Genomic DNA, 17,988 nt, shown 5'->3' on the forward strand with positions numbered 1-17,988 from the left:
TACTGGCTGTACGTCCGCACGGAAGGGCCGAGATGAGAGCGTGGAGCACGCGTCGCGTGGCGCTCGGTGCCGCGCTCGTGGTCGTCCTGCTCGTCGCGGGTGTCGGCGCGTGGTGGTGGACGACGGCGAGTCCGCAGGGACTGCCGATCTCCGACTCCACGGTGAGCGCCGAACCCTCGGCGGCCTCCGACCTGTCCGGTGCGGCCTCGGCCTCGGCCCCGGCGGGCACGGGCACGGGGACCGGCTGGACCCTGTCCGCGGACGGGCCGTCCTTCCAGGACGAGCGGGGACGGCCGATGCTCGTCCGGGGAGACTCCCCGTGGTCGCTCCTGACGGACCTCTCCGTCGACGAGGTCGAGGCGTACGTGACCGCCCGTGAGCGGCAGGGTTTCAACGCCCTGATCGTCTCCCTGCTCGGCAGCACGGGCAACGGCGGGCCGTCCGACTCCGGGGCCACCCACGACGGGCTCCGTCCGTTCGTGGACGACGACGTCACGCGGCTGGAGCCGGCCTACTGGGACCGGGTGCACGCCGCGGTGACGGTGGCCGCCGACCACGGGATCACGATGTTCCTCTACCCGGTGGACGGCTGGACGATCGGGACCTCGTTCGTGCCACGTTCCGTCGACGAGTGCCGGCAGTACGGCGCAGCCGTGGGAAGGAGGCTCGCCGACCTGCCGAACATCGTGTGGGTGACCGGCGGGGACTACTTCCCGGTGACGAACGAGCCGGCCGAGGGTTCCGACGTCGACCACTGCTTCGACGCCGTGCGGGAGGGGCTCGACCAGGCGGTGGTGCGGCCCTTCTCCGTCCATCTGGGCTACGACAAGTCCGTGTCGACGGACAACCCGTACTGGCGGCCGCGCGTGGACTGGAACTTCGTCTACACGTACTACCCGACGTATCGAGCGGTGCTCGACGCGGTCGGGGCCGCTCCTTCGGTTCCCGCCGTGCTCGGGGAGGCCAACTACGAGGGCGAGAACAACCAGCCGGACACCGCGCCGACCACCGACGAGACGATCCGGCGCCAGATCCTGTGGGCGCTGACGTCGGGGGCGTGCGGGGCCTTCTTCGGTACCGACGACTGGGAGCTGCTCCCGGGCTGGGAAGGACGGATGGACTCGTCGGGTGCTCGCGCCGCCGCCGTGGCCCTCGACGTGGTCGAGTCGCTCCGCTGGTGGGAGCTGCGGCCCGACGTCGGCACGGCGCTGGTGACCGCCGGTCGTGGCACGCTCGTGACCGGCGACGAGCCGATGGACGTGCTTGACAACGACTACGTCACCGCCGCGCTGACCGCCGACGGGACCCAGGCGCTGGTCTACGTCCCGAGCAGGCGCACGATCACCGTGGACACCGCGCGGCTCGTGCCCGGCGTGCGCGCGAGATGGGTCGACCCCGCCTCCGGTGCCGGGACCCCGGCAGGGGACGGGCCGTCCTACGCGACGCCGGGGGCGAACAGCGACGGTGCGACGGACTGGCTGCTCGTCTTCGAAGGACAGCAGCCGGCTGGTTGACGGTGGGTGAAAGCGTCCGGTTCATGCGGTGGGAGACGGGCCGTGGGGGATGCTCAGGGTATGGATCACGTCGCCGACGCCGAGGCTGCCTACTGGGACGAGTGGAACGCGAGACATCGTCGGCCCGGGACGCTGGACCAGGTTCCGCTGGACCAGGCCGAGGCGATCCACCGGGGGGTGCGGCGCCTGGGACGCACCGACCTCCGCCTCCTCGACATCGGCTGCGGCACGGGCTGGCTCGTCGACCAGCTGCTCGAGTACGGCGACGTGACGGGCATCGACGTCAGTCGCGACGTGATCGCCGAGGCGCGACAGCGCACACCGCGGGCGACGTTCATCACGGGGGACGTCCTCGTCGGACAGCTGCCCGCCCCGTCGTTCGACGTCGTCGTGAGCCTCGAGACCCTTCCGCACGTCTCTGACCAGGAGGCGTTCATGCGCGAGCTCGCACGGCTGATCGCACCGGGCGGGCTGATCATGATCGCCGCTCAGAACGGCGCAGTCCTCGGCAGGCACGGTCGCCTCCCGCCGCCCGACCCCCGCGCACGATCTGACAGGCCCGGTCCGCAGCGGTTCCGCGATCTCGCCGAGATGGCCGGCGAGGTCGTCAGCATCCGCACGATCACTCCGCAGGGCGACGCGTCGTGGCGACGCGTCCTCACGTCGAAACGGCTGCGGGACGCGCTCGGGCCGGTGGGCCGGCTCTGGCATCGCGTGCTCGAACGTCTCGGCTCGGGACGCACCCTGGTCGCCGAGGTGCGCGGCAGATGATCACCCGCCCGGACGGGTGAACTCCCGCCGAACGGCTTCACCCCGGGACCGAGGGGACGGGAGAATGGCAGCACCCGACGAGACGGGAGTCAGAGGATGCGCCGGATCTCTCCCGAGCCGGAGGACGACGACGGCGGTGCGCGGGACGGCGGTGCGCGGGACGGCGGTGCGCGGGACGGCGGTGCCCGGAGGCGTCCGGGGGAGGTTCGCCGGGTCGCGCTCTTCGGTGAGACCGGGATCGGCAACTTCGGCAACGAGGCCTCCCTCGTGGCCGGGATCCAGCTGCTCGAGGGTACGGGGGCGCAGCCCGTCGCCGTGGCGCAGCGGTGCGCGGACGTCGTCGCCGAGCACGGCGTCGAGGCGGTGGACATCCGCCGTCCCGGACCGATGCGTCACGGACTCACCAGCCTGACCGGTCGGTTCGCCGACGTCCTGCACCTGGGCGGGGTCGTGCGGTCGGTCGACGCGGTGATCGTGCCCGGGACGGGGATCTTCGAGGGCCGCGGGGTCCGGCCGCGGGGCATCCCCTTCTCCCTGTTCTGGCTGGCGGCGTGGTCGCGGTGGTGGCGTCGTCCGCTACTGCTGCTGAGCGTGGGGGTCGACGACGCCGGGACCCGGGGCGTGAACTGGTTCTTCGCGCGGGTGCTCGCCTGGTCCGACCTGGTGACGGTGCGCGACCGCGAGTCGGCACGCGCGGTGGCGGCACTCGGCGTGCGGCGGGAGACGCCGGTCGTCCCTGACCTCGTGCTCGGGCGGGAACCCGTGACCGCCCCGTGCCGACCCGGCGGCTCCCGGACGGAGCCGCTCGTGGCGGTCGGCGTCATGGACTGGGGCGGCACCGAGCGCGATGCGGAGCGCGAGGTGTACACCGGCCGTAGCGTCGCCCTCGTCCGTGCCCTGCTCGACGCCGGGATGCGCGTCCGGGTCGTGATCGGCGAGGACCTGGACCACCGGGTGGCCGCCGAGCTGGTCCGCCGCGTCCGCGCCGCGGATGCGGGCGCCGCCGTCGAGCTGGGTGCGGCGCGCACGGTGGAGGACGTCGCACGCTCCCTCGAGGGCTGCCACGCCCTCGTCGCGGCCCGCCACCACAACCTGATCGCCGCGGTGAGCGAGGGCGTGCCTGTCGTGGCCACCGGCTACAGCCCCAAGCAGGCCTCGCTCGTGGCGTCGTACGGCCCGGCCGACCGGGCGCACCACCGGGACACCTACGACGCGGCCCAGATCGTGGACCAGGTGCGCGAGATCCTCGACGACCACGCGGCCGAGTCCGCGCGCGTGCGCGAGGTGGCGGTCCGGGACCGGGCTGCCGTCCGGGCGCAGGCCGTCCGGGTCCGTGCCGCGCTCGGGCTCCGGGCGCCCGATTCCGTCAGCGCATGAACCGGCGGGGCCGGGCGCTGGCCGTGGCGCTCGCCGTGATCGTCGTCGCCGCCGCAGGAGTCGTGGTGTTCCGCGCGCTCCAGCCGTCCGTCCCGACGCAGGACGGATGGAACGAGCAGCCGCCGGCGGCCGGTGCGCCCCTGCGGCCGGTGGCGCCGTCGACGGCACGTTCCGCGCAGGACGGCGCGCCCCGGCTGATCAGCGGTGTCTCGCCCGGGGGCCGGTCCTTCGTCGACCAGGACGGGGAGCCGATCCTCGTGCGAGGAGACGCGCCGTGGTCGCTGCTCGTGGACCTGGTGCCCGACGAGGCCGAGGTCTACCTGTCCACCCGGTCGGACCAGGGCGTCAACGCTCTCGTCGTCTCGCTCCTGGGCAATCCGGCCAACGGAGGAGTGACGGGCGACGGCGCGACCGTGGACGGCGTCCTGCCGTTCCTCGACGGCGACGTGACGCGCTGGAACGAGCCCTACTGGGACCGGGCGCACGCGACCCTGCAGCGGGCGGCCGGGCTGGGCCTCACGGTGCTGCTCTACCCGGTGGACAGCTGGACCATCGACGAGCCGTTCGGCTCGCCGTCGGCCGACACGTGCCACCGGTACGGCGCGATGGTCGGGGAGTGGGCGGCCGACCTGCCGAACGTGCTGTGGATGACGGGAGGTGACTACACCCCCGTCCCGGAGACCGACGCGTGCTTCGAGGGGGTCCAGGAGGGCATCCGTTCCACGGGTGACGACCGCCCCTTCTCGGCCCAGCTGATCTCGGTGCGGTTCGCCGGCCAGGACCCCCACTGGGACCCGCTCGTGGACTGGGACTTCGTGTACACCTACCAGCCCGTCCACGAGGCCGTGCGTGCGGCGTACGACTCGCTGCCGGTGCGCCCCGCCCTGCTCGCGGAGTCGAACTACGAGGGGGAGAACAACACCGGTGGCGAGCCCACCACGACGCAGACGCTTCGTCGCCAGGTGCTGTGGGCGATCACGTCGGGTTCGCCGGGGGACGTCTACGGCAGCGACGACTGGGAGTTCCTGCCCGGGTGGCAGGGCCGGCTGCGCTCGGAGGGTGCCGAACAGGTCTCCCGGGTCCGCGACGTCGTGGCCTCGCTGCCGTGGTGGACGCTCGTCCCCGACCCGGGCGAGCTGCTGACCGGTGGCGCCGGCGGAGCCGACGAGGCGTCGGACCAGCTCGAGAGCGACCTCGCGACGGCCGCGGTCAGCCCGGACGGCGACCTCGCGCTGGTCTACGTGCCGACGGCGCGGACCGTCACGCTCGACGTCGACCGCCTGGTGGACGGCGCGCGGGCCTGGTGGGTCGACCCCACGACGGGCGAGGCGACGTCCGCCGAGCTGGAGGTGTCGATGGCGGCACCGGGCGCCAACGCGGCCGGGGACCGCGACTGGTTGCTCGTGCTGGGCGCCCACCCCGTGGGATGACCGCCGCCCGGCGGGCCGGTCAGGAAGCGGTGGGGCGACGCAGCCGGTTCCCGACCCGTCGTGTGACCTCGCGGACGGCGACCGGCGCGTCGAGCCGCACCGCGCGCGTGAACATGCGCCCTGCCCCGACGACGTGACCGTGGCGCAGCCGTTCGATCCCCACCCCCACCGAGTCCACGGAGTCCCGGGCGTCCAGCGCCTCGAGGTTGGCCCGTACGTCCTCGAGCATCCTGGGGTCCCGGTGGTGCTCGGCGCCCCAGAGCTGCATGCCGATCATCCGGCGCGACGCGTCGTGCAGGTCGGTCGGGAGCACCCGGGTGACGTTCTGCTCGTGACGCCGGTACAGGGTCAGGACCTCCGGGACCGCGACCATCCGCGAGTACTGCATCATGCGGAAGGTCAGGTCCGTGTCCTCCGCGTAGTGGAGCGCCGGGTTGAACCCGCCGACACGCAGGAACTCCGTGCGCCGGTACATGATCGAGACCACGTTGGGGAACGGGTACCGGCCGGCCAGCAGGTCCCGTGGGCTCTCGTCGGCGGCGACGAACAGCGGCTCGCCCCGCTCCCCGTGGGAGTCGACGAAGTCGACCGAGGAGTAGGCGGCGCCCGCGTCCGGGGCGGCGTCGAGAGCGGCCACGAGCCGCCCCAGCCGGTCCGGCAGCCAGACGTCGTCGTCGTCCAGGAAGGTGAGGAGCTCGCCGCGTGCCAGCGCGGCGCCGTGGTTGAGCGGGACGGAGACGCCGTGCCCGGCCTCCGGCACGACCTCGGCCCCGGGCACGGCCGACACCGCGTCCCGCACCCCGTCCGGGTCGGGCGAGCCGTTGTCCATGACGATCAGGTCCCAGTCCGTGAAGGACTGGTCCTTCAGGCTCTGCAGAGCCTCGGGGAGGTACGGAGACACGCGGTTGGTCGACATGACGACCGTGACCCGGCGAGCCTCCATCAGATCACGTCCGCGAACTCGCGCTCGCGCTGCTGGAACACCAGCAGCCCTCCGGCGAGCGTCAGGGCGGAGATCGCGACCAGTCCGGCGATCTGCCACACGGGCGGCGCCGGCGTCCCGAGCATCGACCACCGGAAGCACTCCATGAGCCACGTCAGCGGGTTCGCCGCGAACAGCCAGGAGAGGTTCGCCGGGACGGCGTCGAGCGAGTACGCCACCGGGGTGGCGTACATCAGCACCTGCACGAGCCAGGGCAGCACGTAGGTGACGTCCCGGTACTTCACCATCACCGCGGACGCGGCCAGACCCAGACCGGAGCCGAACACCACGGCGCAGACGGTCCACAGCGGCAGGCCCAGCAGCGCCCACCCCGGGTTGACCCCGTAGACGACCAGCAGCACGGCGAACATCGCGAGGGACACGCAGAAGTCGAGCAGCACCGACAGCGACGTCGACAGCGGGACGACCACCCGGGGGAAGAACACCTTGGACACCAGCGCCTGGTTCGCCACCAGGGAGGGCGCGGCACGCGTCAGGACGCCGGAGAACACCGTCCACGCCGTCGTGCCGGCGAAGGCGAAGAGCAGGTACGGCACGCCGCCGGTCGGCAGGCCCGCGACCCGCCCGAAGACGATCGCGAAGATGCCCGCCGTGACGAGCGGCTGCAGCACCACCCAGGCGATGCCGATCGCCGTCTGCCGGTAGCGCAGCACCACGTCGCGGATGCCGAAGCGATAGAAGATCTCGCGGGCCTCCCACACCTCGCGCCAGCGCGGCATGTTGAGCCGTCCGGGCGGGGTGATGACGATCCGTGGTGCGCTCATGCCGGTCTCACCAGGCCTCGTAGTCGAAGTCGGCGAAGACGGCACCGAGCTCCACGCCCTCGTCCATCACCAGGTCGGGGTACGGCAGGTGCGGGAGCACCTCGAACGCCGCGGCCCCGCGCCACCCGTCGAACACCCCGTTCTGGCACACGAAGGCGTCGACCGTGTAGGTGCCCGGCTTGAGCCAGAGATTCTTGACCCGCAGCTCACCGCTGTGGGGCTCGGAGGGGTCGAACCACTGGCTCACCAGCCGGGAGTCGCACTGCGCCACCACGGCCCCTTGGTGGTCGACGATGTGCAGGGAGACGAAGTACTTGCCCACGATCTCCGGGTTCGCGCCGACGGAGAAGGACACGACCGTGTCGTCGACCGGGTCGCGCACCTCGGTGGTGTCGACGCGCTCGAGCCGGATCTCGCCGGTGCCGGGGCGGTGCTTCGCCTCCACCTGCCGCGACCGCCAGTCGTCGAAGCTGTCGCGGTAGGCCGTCATGACGTCGTCCACGGAGCCGGTCCGGACCAGGCGTCCGCGGTCGATGAACATGGCGGAGCTGCACAGCGCCGTCACGGTCTGCATCTGGTGGCTGACGTAGAGCACGGCGCGACCGTCCTTGGCGACGTCGCGCATCTTGTCCAGGGACTTGCGCTGGAACTCGGCGTCGCCGACGGCGAGCACCTCGTCGATGGCGAGGATCTCGGTCTCCAGGTGTGCCGCCACGGCGAACGCCAGGCGCACGTACATCCCCGACGAGAACCTCTTGACCGGCGTCTCGAGGAACTTCTCGATGCCGGAGAACCGGACGATGTCGTCGAAGCGGCGCCGGATCTCGCTGCGCCCCATGCCCAGCAGCGAACCGTTGAGGAAGATGTTCTCGCGCCCGGTCAGCTCCGGGTGGAACCCGGTGCCGACCTCGAGCAGGCTGCCCACGCGTCCCCCGAGCTCGACCCGTCCGGTCGTCGGCGCGGTGATGCGGGTGAGGATCTTCAGCAGCGTGCTCTTGCCGGCGCCGTTCCGTCCGACGATCCCCACCGCCTCGCCCCAGGGGATGTCGAACGACATGTCGTGCAGGGCGTCGAACGTCTCGAACTCGCGCCGGTGGAACGGATCCTTGGCGCGTGCCACCAACGCCTCGGAGAGGCGGTCGTGGGAACGTCCCGAGGTGGCGATGCGGTAGGACTTGCCCAGACCGCGCGCCACGATCGCCGAACCGGCCGGTGGTTGCACAGGTGAACCGTAGGCAGGTGCCGTCGAGGTCCGGAACGGCGTGGACGGGTGAATCTGGCGCGGCGACGCCTGGGCAGGGGTGAAACCTCGTCCTGCCGAGGGGATCGTGACCGGTTCCTTCCGGGACCCGCTCATCTCCGCGACCAGCGTCGTGCTCGCTGCTCGAGACGGGACGGTGCTGGTCCGTACCGCCGTCGCACCTGCGCCCCGGCGACCGCCACGAGGATCCGTCCGGTGCGCAGGCCGGCCGTCAGCCCTCGTTCGCGACAGTCCCGGACCGGGGCCGGCAGGACCCGCGTCCGCAGCAGCCGTCGGCGTTGCCGGGGCGGCAGCCAGGTCCGGGCGAACAGCAGGAGGTTGCGCAGGTAGTAGTAGGTGCCCAGGTACGCGTAGGCGCCGGTGAAGGAGCGCGAGACGCCGTGGTGGACACGGGAGCGCGGGACCACGCGCAAGGTGACGCCGGAGCGCCGGGCCCGCATGCTCCAGTCCGAGTCCTCGAAGTTGAGGAAGTACCGGTCGTCGAAGAGCCCGACGTGCCGCCACGTGGCGGCGGACGCCGTGACGCAGCACCCGGCCAAGAGGTCGACGGCGTAGGGCTCGCCCTCCACCTGCCGACCCGCCTCGACGGCCTCCTGCGGTGTCATGTGCCGGGGCAACCCGTCGACGGGGTCCAGACGGCCACCCTCGAACCAGGCGCAGCCCGGGTCGTCCTGGTACAGGACACGGGGACTCACCGCCGTGGCACCGCCGGCGGCGACCGCCACCAGCTCGTCGAGCGCGCCGGTCTCGACCAGGGTGTCGTTGTTCAGGACCGTGACGACGTCGTAGCCGGAGCGGAGCCCGTGAGCGAGCCCGGCGTTCATCCCGCCGGAGTAGCCCCGGTTCGTCCCGGTCTGCATCGTCAGGATGCCTGGCCACTCGGCACTCACCTTCTCCAGGACCCCGTCGAACGACCCGTTGTCGATGACGAGGACGTCGTGCCCGGGAGACCCCCGGAGCACGGAGTCGACGCAGGCGAGGGTGTCGTCGGCCCCGTGGAACGACAGGACCACGACGAGGCTGCGGACCGTCGGCGGCATGTCAGTCGGCGACCCGTCGGAGGCGGGGCCACAGCTCACCCACGAGCGGATGGAAGTTCCGCAGGAGGCGCCATGTCGCCGGGGTGGGCAGCCACACCGCGACGTAGTAGCGGTAGCGGTGGATGTCGTTCGCGTGTCCCCACGAACGGACCTTGGCCAGGATCTCGCCGGGAGACCGCCCCCAGGAGTTGTGCACGATGCTCTCGAAGTGGGCCGGGAGCTCCTCGCGGATCTCGCCGGGCTCGGGTGCCCGGGCCGACTGCAGCGAGGTGTCACCGGGAACGACCAGGCGCAGGAAACCGCCGGCCGTCCGGCGGGTGGAGGCCAGGGGTACCGTCGGACGCACGAGGACCGGGCCGGGATACTCGAGGTGCGGTGCGCCGCCCGGCCGCACCACCTCGAAGCGGGCCCGCCGGGTGCGCCGGAAGACCACCCGCATCGGCAGCTCGACGGCGTCGACGTCCCGGGCGTCGGCGCGGTCCATCGCGTGGACGAGCGGACCGGGTGAGGGGAGCAGCTCGTCACCGTCGAGCTGGACCACCCAGTCCACGTCCGGCATGGCGTCGACGGCAGCCTGGCGCTGGCGCGTCTCGGCGGCGAGGGGGTCCCGGGCATCGACCCAGCTCCCGTGGACGAAGCGCGCGATCCCACGGGTGTCGACGGACCGGACGATGTCGACGCACGTCTCGACGGGCAGCCGCCGCCCGGTCCAGCCGCGGCCGTCCTGCGGGACGGGGACGACGAGGTCGTCGAGCAGGGGGTAGTAGACCGAGAGGGTGCGTTCCAGCCAGGTGGGGTCCCCGGGCAGGACGTACGCACCCACACGACGTGCGCTGCTCATCTCTGCCCCCTCTCGTCCGGCGGATCCGCAGGTGGGTGTCGCCCCGTTCATCATTGCTGGTCGCCACCGTGCGGCGACACCGGTCGGTGCGGTTCCGCCCGGGTGAACTCTCGACCGGGCCCTCGCCGTCGGGCGCCCCGCGTGCCTAGCGTGGCCGGTGGGGGAGTGGGCGGGAGGCGCCGTGAGACGACACGTCGGGGTGGCCCTGGTCCTGCTGCTGGCGTGCTCGGTGGTGCTGGCGACCGTCGTCCTGCGCAGCCAGGGCGAGGGGGCGCGTCCGACGCGCCCGGCTGCCACGGGTCCGGCCGTCACCGCTCCGGCCGTGGCGGTGCCCGGCGTCGAGGTGGTCACGGGCGAGGTACCCGTGTGCGGGATCCCGGACCTCGCGCAGGTGGTGGACGACGGCGTCGACGCGACGTCGCTGCCCGGGTGGCGGACCGTCGTCGACGACGTCCTCCCGGCCGCCGGCGAGCTCGTCGCCGTCAGGGTGCACCGCGGGACGGCCTTCGTGATGTCGCGCGACGAGGCGACGTACACCGTCGCGCGCTTCGACGTCGGCGACGGGAGCCCGCAGGGCGAGACCGTCGTCGAGCTGCGGTGGGACCCGGCCCACGAGCTCTTCGGCATCGGCTCGTTCGAGGTGGACGACGACGGCGCCGTGTACCTCGTCGACACGCTCATGGGCCGCCGCGACCTGCTCAAGGTCGCCGCGGACGGCAGCGAGCGGTGGCGGGTCCACCTGCCCGCCGGGGACCACAGCTCCGGTGCCGTCACCGACCTGGCGGGCGGCACCGTGGCGTGGGACGACCCCGACGGGGGGCGGGTCGTCGGTGTGGGGGACGCCGGAGCCGTCGTGCACCGCGTCACGGCCGACGGCGAGCGCCTGGATCCCCTGGACGTCGACGGATCGATCCTGGGTGCGCTGGACGACGGGGCCGTGGTCTACGCCGCCGACGGCCCGCGGGGCCGCTCGCTCACCGTCGCCGGCCCGGAGGGCGAGGTCCTGGCCCGCCTCGGCGCGCCCGCACGGACGGACCGGCCGGTCGGGGTGCCGGCCCTGCCGTGGACCGACGCGACCGGGGTCGCGACCGCGCCCGACGGCGGTCTGCTGCTGGCCGAGCCCGGCACCGAGCTGCGCTGGTTCGGCACCGACGGCGTGCGTCGCGGGTTCTGGCCCGCCACGGGCACCGACGTCGACCACCCGTTCTCGCCGTGGGACCGCACCCCCGTGCTGCACCACGGCGACGACTACTACCTGCTCACCCACGGGCACGGAGGGACCGTCGCGCTCACCGCGATCCGGGACGACCGGATGGCCTACGGGCTGCGCGACCCCGTCGAGGTCACCGCCGGCACCGAGTCCCTCGTCGCCACGCTCGGTCTCGGTGCCGGCCTGCTCGTCGAGCGACCGTTCGCGGTGTTCGGTGCCGACGAGTCCCCTCGCGTCGTCGCCGCCTTCGACCCGGCGTGGGGTGCGCAGTCCGACCGGTACCGGCTGCGCTACCAGGTGCGCGGCGATCCTCGCGTGCCCGACCCGGTCGTCGGTGAGGTCCACGTCGCCGACCTGCCGCCCGACGGCGGCGAGATCGAGCTGGACCTGCCGCCCGCCCGCCCCGGCGTGTACGAGGTCGACGCTGCCCTGCTGGACGCCGACGACGTGCCGGTGTCGGGGACCTGCCTGCGCTACACAGTGACGCCGCCGGGCAGCAGGCTGGACCCGGCGGCGCTCGCCGACGGCGCCGACTGGGGCGGCGCGGCGCCTCTGCGCGGGGTCCAGCTCGCCGACCAGCTCGGGGTGGGCTCCCACCGGGTCCAGCTGGACCTCGGCGCCCTCGTGCCGGACCCGGCGGCCCGCCCCGACCCGGCCTCGATCGTCTGGGACGGCCTGCCCGGGGCCGGGCTGCACTCCCGGGACGGCGAGATCGTCGATCCGTTCGCCGAGCTGGCCGCCGCCGCCCGGCTGGCCGAGCGCACCGGGGTCCGGCTCGTGGTCCAGGTGGGACAGGGCAGCGAGGCGGACCGTGCCGCCGTCGACGCCGGTACCTGGCGGGGCTGGGTGGAGGTCGTCGTCGCCGGCCTGCGCGAGCGGGCACCCGGGATCACCGCCTGGCAGCCGTGGAACGAGCCGAACAACACCGGCTACGAGGACGCCGCCCGCTACGAGCGGGAGGTGGGCGCCCCGTTCGCCGACGGCGTGCGCGCGGCCGACCCGGAGGCCGTCGTCGTGGGGGGCAACACGCTCGGGCTCGCGCCGGACTGGTGGCGCGGGCTGGTGGATGCCGGCGGGTGCGCGTCGATGGACGCCGTGGGGGTCCATCCGTACACCGGGTTCAACCGCTCGTGGGAGGAGGAGGGGTTCTCCCGAGCCGGTGCCGAGATGGACGAGCTGCGCGAGATCCTCGCCGACTGCGACGAGCTGCCCTGGTGGGACACGGAGTCCGGCTGGTGGTCGGACGGCGCCGTGAACTTCTGGGCGTCCGGGTGGGACGTGGCCCGCAAGCTGTGGTGGTACGAGGTCGAGGACGTCGCCGAGTGGACCTACTTCTTCAGCGAGGGCGGGTTCGGGGAGAACGGGGTCTCCTGGTCGCTCGTGCAGCACGACGCCTACGTCAAGCCCGCCGGGGCGGCGATGGCGGCCACCGCTCCGGTGGTGGAGCGCTACGACGCCGCGACGGCGGTGGCGACCGGCGTGCCCGGCGTGCACGCCGTCCGGGCGGTCGCCGACGACGGGGCGTCGGCACTCGCGCTGTGGTCGGAGGACCTGCGCACGTCCGTCCTGGTCTCGTCCGACGCCGGCGCCGACGCCGGCGTCGACGTCGTCCGCCGGGACGTCTACGGGGCCGAGGTCCCGCTGCACGTCGCGGCGAGCGGCACCGAGGTGCCCGTGACCGGCAGCCCGGTGGTGCTGCTCGTGCCCGCGGGGACGGAGCTCGTGGTGCGGGCCGTCGAACCGTTCGGCGAGGACGTCCTCGCCGGGGCGCCGGTGACGGCGTCCTCCACCCACCCGGACGCCGGGGACCCGGCGACGGTCACCTCCGGCTCGCTCACCGTCCGCGACCCGTGGCGCTCGGGGCGGCTGGAGGACGGGTCGGTGGACCCCGCGCCGTCGGTGACGGTGGAGACGGACGCTCCTGTCGTGGTGGACCGCATCGCCGTCGCCACGGCCGGCATCCGGTGCTGCACCGCGGGCCTGCGCCACTACACGGTGGAGGTCCGGACGCGGGACGGTGACTGGCGGGAGATCCCCGCGCCGACGGACCAGCTGTGGGAGCGGGTGGCGCTGCTGCGCACCGACCCGGTGGAGATCACCGCCGTGCGGGTGAGCGTGCCGTGGACGCGGATCCGTGGCAGCCGTGTGCTCGACCTCAACTACACGGGTGTGCTCGGCGGGCTGCCGCAGCCGTTCATGGGGCTGGTGACGGAGAGCGACTGGCTCGTCGCGGTGAGCGCGGTCCGGGCGTGGTCGCCGCCCTGACCCGAGGAGCAGGCCGAGAGTCAGGGGTGAACTTCCCTCCCGTGGCCGCCGACCAGGGTGAAAAGCCCGGAGAAGCGTTGAGCGGCCGTGATCGCCGGTCGAGACTGGGGGAGGCCGAGCCGCGAGAGGAGGGCGCCATGACGACGACGCGTGCGGTGGCGTTCTACCTGCCGCAGTTCCATCCCGTCCCCGAGAACGACGCATGGTGGGGACGGGGGTTCACCGAGTGGACCAACGTGGCACGAGCGCGCCGCCTCTACCCGGGGCACGTCCAGCCGCTCGTGCCCGCCGACCTCGGGTTCTACGACCTGCGGGTGCCGGAGGTGCGCGCCTCGCAGGCCGAGCTCGCGACCTCCTACGGCATCGAGGCGTTCGCCTACTGGCACTACTGGTTCGGTCGTGGCCGACGCATCCTCGAGCGGCCCTTCACGGAGGTGCTCGACTCCGGCAGCCCCGACCTGTCGTTCTGCCTCGCCTGGGCGAACCAGACGTGGAGCGGCATCTGGCACGGCGACGCCGACCGTGTCCTGGTGCGTCAGGAGTACCCGGGGGACGAGGACCACGTCGCCCACTTCGAGGCCGTCCTGCCCGCGTTCCGCGACCCCCGCTACCTGCGGGTCGGGGGACGGCCGGTCTTCTACGTCTTCCGTCCTGAGGAGCTGCCCGACGCCGCCCGCTTCGTGGACCTGTGGCAGTCGCTGGCCCGGCGTGCGGGCCTGGAGGGTCTCTACCTGGTCGCCGAGATGAGCGACCTCTTCGGTACCGGCGTGCGCTACGACAGCGTCAAGGAGGACGGCTTCGACGCCGGCGTGTACATGCGGATGCCGGCCGGCACCTCACGGCTCGACATGCTGCGCATGCGTGCCTTCCGCAAGACCGCCGGCGGGCCGCAGATCCACCCGTACTCCACGGACTGGGCCGAGCAGAACCGGACGGGCGACCTGATCCAGCCCTGCGTCTACCCGAACTGGGACAACACCCCGCGGTCGGGTCGTCGCGGCGTCGTGCTGCACGGTGCGACGCCGTCGGCGTTCCGGGACAACGTGCGTCAGGCCGCCGAGTCGGTGGCGCACCGTCCCGCGGACGAGCGGCTGCTGTGGGTCAAGTCGTGGAACGAGTGGGCGGAGGGGAATCATCTCGAGCCGGACCTGCGGCACGGTCACGGCTGGCTGGAAGCCCTGCGCGACGGTCTGCGGGACACGGCATGACGACGCCCGCAGCGAGCCCGACGAGCGTCCAGGCCGCTGCGGACCGACCGCTGCGCGTCGCGATGATCTCCTACTACCTGCCGAGCGGCAGCAAGCAGGGCATCGGCTACCAGGTGCACGAGCTCGCCACCGAGCTCGTGCGCCGCGGCCACCACGTGGACGTGATCAGCGAGTGCCCCCCGGTCCAGGATGCCGTCTACGGGCACCGACACCTCGAGCTGACCGGATCTCTGCGGACGTTCAGGTTCGCCACGGCGGTGCGGCGCCTCGACCTGTCGGGCTACGACGTCGTGCACGCCCACGGTGACGACTACTGGATGTGGCGCCGCCGGACCGATCGGCACGTGCGCACGTTGCACGGCTCGTGCTTCGAGGAGGCGCGCCGCATCCGCGGCGCCAAGGAGCGGACCCGCATGGTGCTGCTCGGCCTGTCGGAGGTGCTGGCGAGCGTCGTCGCGGACCGGACCGTCGTCGTCTCCCCGGGCACTCGCCGCTGGTACCCGTGGGTGCGCGACGTCGTGCCGAACGGGGTGGACCTGCGGCGTTTCCGGCCGCAGCCGGAGGTCCGGGCGGCGCATCCCGTGGTGCTGTTCGTCGGGGCGTGGCGCGGCCGCAAGAACGGTGACGAGCTCGCCCGTCAGTTCGTGGCGGACGTCCGTACCCGGCATCCCGAGGCCGAGCTGTGGATGGTCTCGCGCGACGTCCCCGAGGATGCCGGTCCGGGCGTCAGGTCGCTGGGGGCTCTCGACGACGCGGCGCTCGCCGACGCCTACCGACGTGCCTGGGTGTTCTGCCTGCCGTCGGACTACGAGGGCTTCGGCATCCCGTACGTGGAGGCGATGGCGAGCGGGCTGCCCGTGGTCGCCACCGCGAACGTCGGTGCCCGCTACGTCAGCGACGAGGGTCGCGCCGCTCTGCTCACGCCCCTCGAGAGCGTCGGTACCGCGCTCGCCGGCCTGCTGGCGGACGGCGCCCGACGGGAGGCGCTCGCCGAGGCCGGCTCGCAGCGTGCCCAGGAGTACTCGCTCCGCCGCGTCGTCGACCGCTACGAGGAGCTCTACCGCGGGGTCGCCTGACCTCAGGGAAGAGGCTCCGGCGTGCAGCTCGACAGCGCCACCTGGAACGTGGTCGGCGTGTCGGGCGTCTCGATGAGCACCCCGTCCTCCGGTGCGACCAGGTCGATCGTGTAGGTGTCACCCGGGCTGAGGTAGGTGGATCGCCACACGTCGGTCCCGCGCTCCCACTCGATGACCAGCACGTCGCCGTCCAGCACGAGGATCTCGCAGCCGTCGGCCCAGGACCCCATGTACGGGTAGATCACCTCGCCGTCGAGGGACTTCACGATGCGCTCGTTCGACCCCTCCCGGGCGTTGTCGGGGTAGGCCGCCCAGTCGGGCCACGCCACTGCCCCTCCCACCCAGGGCGACCAGCCGTCTTCCTCGCAGCCCGGGTAGGCCGTGCAGTGCCATAGAGCCAGTGTGGACTCCATGACGACGGCGCCGGCGGGGACGGACGGCGTGGGTTCGGGTTCAGGGGTGGGTTCCGGATCCGGGGTCGGGGCGTCGCCCGGCACGGCCGCGAAGGTGAACGAGGCGCCGTCGTTCTGGAGCGAGACCACCTCGCCGGCGGCCAGCCCCGAGATCGAGTGCTGCTCGCCCGCCGCCAGGTCTGCGATCTTGCGGTGGGAGCCGTTCGGCGTCCCCGCGAAGAGCGCGGCCGAACCGCTGATCACGGCGAAGGTGTCGCCGTTGGCCGTCTCGGCAGGCAGGTAGATCGCGGCGGACGTCGTGTATCCGTGCCGCGTGGACTGTGCACCGGTGGACTCCGGCCAGGTGGCGGCGTTGCCGGTGGTCTGCTGCCCCCACGGGCACGGGCTGCCCGTGCACGTCCACGTCACCGGTTGGGAGGGCGTGCTCGCATGGTCCGTCGGTTCCGGCGTGGGCTCGGGTGTGGGATCGGGGGTCGGGTCGTCGCTGGGCGTGGGCTCGGGTGTGGGATCGGGCGTGGGCTCGTCGCTGGGTTCCGGTGTGGGTGTGGGTGTGGGCGCGGGGCCGCGGTTGAGGGTGTAGGCGAAGGCGCCGTTGTCGTTCTGGACGGAGACGACGTGGGTGCCGGGCAGGTCGGTGAGGGTGTAGCTGTCGCCGGTGGAGAGCTGGGCGAGGCGGCTGTGGGGGCTGTCGGTGGGGCCGGCGTAGACGGCGGCGTTGCCCTCGGTGAGGGTGATGGTGGTCCCCTGGGCGGCGGTGGCGGGCAGGTAGATGCTGGCTGAGGTGGTGTAGCCGTAGCGGCTGGTGATGCCGTCGGGCCAGACGGCGGCGTTGCCGGACAGCTGCTGGCCCCACGGGCACGGGTCACCGGTGCAGGACCACGTCACCTGCGACGACGTGCTGGTGACCTCCTCGGCCGCGGCGGGCGAGCTCAGGGCGAACACGCCGAGAGCCACGATCAGCGAACGCACGACCCAGGAAAGCCTTTTCGCCATAGGCTGACCGTACGTGCGGGCTGCCCGCCCGGGCAGTCGTCACCGGGGTGAAGTGCCGTCGTCCGCGGGGTGAAATCCAGCGATGCTGGGCTGGACGAGGGGCGGGGCGATCGCGCCGACCATCGACGCGAGACACGCGACCAGCAGCAGGGAACCCACGACGTCGGCCGGGCGGTGAGCGAACGTCGTGACGTTGACGAGGCATGCCAGGGCGACCGCCGTCAGGGTGACGGCACGCACCCTGGTCCACTCGAGCCGGCTCCGTGCGGGCCACAGCACGATGATCGCCAGACCGAGAGCTGTGGCGACCGTGGCGTGCGTGCTGGGGAAGGTGTTGTGGGCGTACCCGTGGAGGTGCCCGAGGTCGGGGCGGGTCAGGATGTCGTCCCGCAGGGCCATGCTCACGAGGGCGGCGACCCCGGTCAGCATCGCGAGGGCCACCGGTTGCCGCCACCGCCACCGCCGCAACGCGATGACGCACAGGACGACGACCGTCACGGTGAGCATCCCGACGACCGCCTCGCGCAGGACGCCCGCCACGGCACGGGTCGGTTCCCCGCCGCGGACCAGGACGCCGAAGAGCGCCTCGTCCACCCCTTGGCCCCAGGAGCTGAGGACCGCGGTCGTGAAGAGGACCACGAAGGCACCGGCTCCGACGACCGCTCGCGCCGCGTGGTTGCGCCGACCCTCCCACCGTCCTGTCACACCTTCGATGATTCTCGACGCACGAGCCGGGGTCGAGTGCGCCGCCGGATGAAACTGGGCCGACTGCCGGCCGCCAGGCCGGTACAGGAGTCCGTGGGCGGTCCGGCGTACCCTGGG

General features: G+C 72.9%; 14 protein-coding genes. 7 read left to right on the plus strand and 7 right to left on the minus strand.

Annotated elements, in window-relative coordinates:
• The first annotated feature begins 32 nt into the window (after positions 1-32).
• The 4 genes from AC3RJ8_RS03900 to AC3RJ8_RS03915 all read left to right on the plus strand — a co-directional run bounded on the left by AC3RJ8_RS03900 (position 33) and on the right by AC3RJ8_RS03915 (position 5,092).
• The gene (locus tag AC3RJ8_RS03900; protein WP_489714631.1) at positions 33-1,514 is read left to right on the plus strand and encodes an apiosidase-like domain-containing protein; all 1,482 of its coding nucleotides are present in this window, start codon (positions 33-35) and stop codon (positions 1,512-1,514) included.
• Positions 1,515-1,574: 60 nt separating this feature from the next.
• Positions 1,575-2,285, plus strand: a complete 711-nt coding sequence (locus AC3RJ8_RS03905; RefSeq protein ID WP_489714632.1) for a class I SAM-dependent methyltransferase — start codon at positions 1,575-1,577, stop codon at positions 2,283-2,285.
• Between the two features lie 96 nt (positions 2,286-2,381).
• On the plus strand, positions 2,382-3,662 hold the full coding sequence (locus AC3RJ8_RS03910) for a polysaccharide pyruvyl transferase family protein (RefSeq protein ID WP_489714633.1): 1,281 nt from the start codon (positions 2,382-2,384) through the stop codon (positions 3,660-3,662).
• A complete protein-coding gene (locus AC3RJ8_RS03915; protein ID WP_489714634.1) occupies positions 3,659-5,092 on the plus strand; it encodes an apiosidase-like domain-containing protein in 1,434 nt (477 codons plus the stop codon). The genes AC3RJ8_RS03910 and AC3RJ8_RS03915 overlap by 4 nt, the downstream gene beginning before the upstream one ends.
• Before the next feature lie 19 nt (positions 5,093-5,111).
• Here AC3RJ8_RS03915 and AC3RJ8_RS03920 read toward each other — a convergent pair whose 3' ends face one another.
• The 5 genes from AC3RJ8_RS03920 to AC3RJ8_RS03940 form a co-directional block, all read right to left on the minus strand.
• The gene (locus tag AC3RJ8_RS03920) at positions 5,112-6,035 is read right to left on the minus strand and encodes a glycosyltransferase family 2 protein (protein ID WP_489714635.1); all 924 of its coding nucleotides are present in this window, start codon (positions 6,033-6,035) and stop codon (positions 5,112-5,114) included.
• Positions 6,035-6,859 carry an ABC transporter permease gene (locus tag AC3RJ8_RS03925; protein WP_489714636.1) on the minus strand — a complete coding sequence of 275 codons (825 nt, stop codon included), beginning with the start codon at positions 6,857-6,859 and terminating at the stop codon, positions 6,035-6,037. Before AC3RJ8_RS03925 ends, AC3RJ8_RS03920 begins: the two co-directional genes overlap by 1 nt.
• Positions 6,860-6,866: 7 nt before the next feature.
• Positions 6,867-8,081 (minus strand): ABC transporter ATP-binding protein, encoded by a 1,215-nt coding sequence (locus tag AC3RJ8_RS03930; RefSeq protein WP_489714637.1) that lies wholly within the window; start codon positions 8,079-8,081, stop codon positions 6,867-6,869.
• 131 nt (positions 8,082-8,212) lie between these two features.
• Positions 8,213-9,160, minus strand: a complete 948-nt coding sequence (locus tag AC3RJ8_RS03935; RefSeq protein ID WP_489714638.1) for a glycosyltransferase family 2 protein — start codon at positions 9,158-9,160, stop codon at positions 8,213-8,215.
• Between the two features lies 1 nt (position 9,161).
• Complete coding sequence (locus tag AC3RJ8_RS03940; protein ID WP_489714639.1) at positions 9,162-10,001, minus strand: hypothetical protein; 840 nt, start codon at positions 9,999-10,001, stop codon at positions 9,162-9,164.
• Positions 10,002-10,182: 181 nt separating this feature from the next.
• Between AC3RJ8_RS03940 and AC3RJ8_RS03945 the strand changes: the two genes are divergently transcribed.
• The 3 genes from AC3RJ8_RS03945 to AC3RJ8_RS03955 all read left to right on the plus strand — a co-directional run bounded on the left by AC3RJ8_RS03945 (position 10,183) and on the right by AC3RJ8_RS03955 (position 15,760).
• Positions 10,183-13,476 carry a hypothetical protein gene (locus tag AC3RJ8_RS03945; RefSeq protein WP_489714640.1) on the plus strand — a complete coding sequence of 1,098 codons (3,294 nt, stop codon included), beginning with the start codon at positions 10,183-10,185 and terminating at the stop codon, positions 13,474-13,476.
• A 137-nt stretch (positions 13,477-13,613) separates the two neighbouring features.
• Positions 13,614-14,684 (plus strand): glycosyltransferase WbsX family protein, encoded by a 1,071-nt coding sequence (locus tag AC3RJ8_RS03950; RefSeq protein ID WP_489714641.1) that lies wholly within the window; start codon positions 13,614-13,616, stop codon positions 14,682-14,684.
• Positions 14,681-15,760 (plus strand): glycosyltransferase family 4 protein, encoded by a 1,080-nt coding sequence (locus AC3RJ8_RS03955; RefSeq protein ID WP_489714642.1) that lies wholly within the window; start codon positions 14,681-14,683, stop codon positions 15,758-15,760. The genes AC3RJ8_RS03950 and AC3RJ8_RS03955 overlap by 4 nt, the downstream gene beginning before the upstream one ends.
• Positions 15,761-15,762: 2 nt before the next feature.
• On the opposite strand, the gene AC3RJ8_RS03960 is transcribed toward AC3RJ8_RS03955, so the two are convergent.
• Both AC3RJ8_RS03960 and AC3RJ8_RS03965 read right to left on the minus strand, forming a co-directional pair.
• Positions 15,763-17,166 carry a hypothetical protein gene (locus AC3RJ8_RS03960; protein WP_489714643.1) on the minus strand — a complete coding sequence of 468 codons (1,404 nt, stop codon included), beginning with the start codon at positions 17,164-17,166 and terminating at the stop codon, positions 15,763-15,765.
• 39 nt (positions 17,167-17,205) lie between these two features.
• Positions 17,206-17,871, minus strand: a complete 666-nt coding sequence (locus tag AC3RJ8_RS03965; RefSeq protein ID WP_489714644.1) for a phosphatase PAP2 family protein — start codon at positions 17,869-17,871, stop codon at positions 17,206-17,208.
• Positions 17,872-17,988 lie beyond the last annotated feature (117 nt).

It is taken from the genome of Isoptericola sp. MSGPD8_1_ISO-PGPR-S23-394 (genome assembly GCF_058072785.1).

Excerpts from the sequence above, each read along its gene's own strand:
- AC3RJ8_RS03940 (WP_489714639.1), bottom strand. The coding sequence starts at position 10,001 with ATGAGCAGCGCACGTCGTGTGGGTGCGTACGTCCTGCCCGGGGACCCC.
- AC3RJ8_RS03915 (WP_489714634.1), top strand. The coding sequence starts at position 3,659 with ATGAACCGGCGGGGCCGGGCGCTGGCCGTGGCGCTCGCCGTGATCGTC.
- AC3RJ8_RS03960 (WP_489714643.1), bottom strand. The coding sequence starts at position 17,166 with ATGGCGAAAAGGCTTTCCTGGGTCGTGCGTTCGCTGATCGTGGCTCTC.
- AC3RJ8_RS03910 (WP_489714633.1), top strand. The coding sequence starts at position 2,382 with ATGCGCCGGATCTCTCCCGAGCCGGAGGACGACGACGGCGGTGCGCGG.
- AC3RJ8_RS03900 (WP_489714631.1), top strand. The coding sequence starts at position 33 with ATGAGAGCGTGGAGCACGCGTCGCGTGGCGCTCGGTGCCGCGCTCGTG.
- AC3RJ8_RS03950 (WP_489714641.1), top strand. The coding sequence starts at position 13,614 with ATGACGACGACGCGTGCGGTGGCGTTCTACCTGCCGCAGTTCCATCCC.
- AC3RJ8_RS03905 (WP_489714632.1), top strand. The coding sequence starts at position 1,575 with ATGGATCACGTCGCCGACGCCGAGGCTGCCTACTGGGACGAGTGGAAC.
- AC3RJ8_RS03935 (WP_489714638.1), bottom strand. The coding sequence starts at position 9,160 with ATGCCGCCGACGGTCCGCAGCCTCGTCGTGGTCCTGTCGTTCCACGGG.
- AC3RJ8_RS03925 (WP_489714636.1), bottom strand. The coding sequence starts at position 6,859 with ATGAGCGCACCACGGATCGTCATCACCCCGCCCGGACGGCTCAACATG.
- AC3RJ8_RS03920 (WP_489714635.1), bottom strand. The coding sequence starts at position 6,035 with ATGGAGGCTCGCCGGGTCACGGTCGTCATGTCGACCAACCGCGTGTCT.
- AC3RJ8_RS03955 (WP_489714642.1), top strand. The coding sequence starts at position 14,681 with ATGACGACGCCCGCAGCGAGCCCGACGAGCGTCCAGGCCGCTGCGGAC.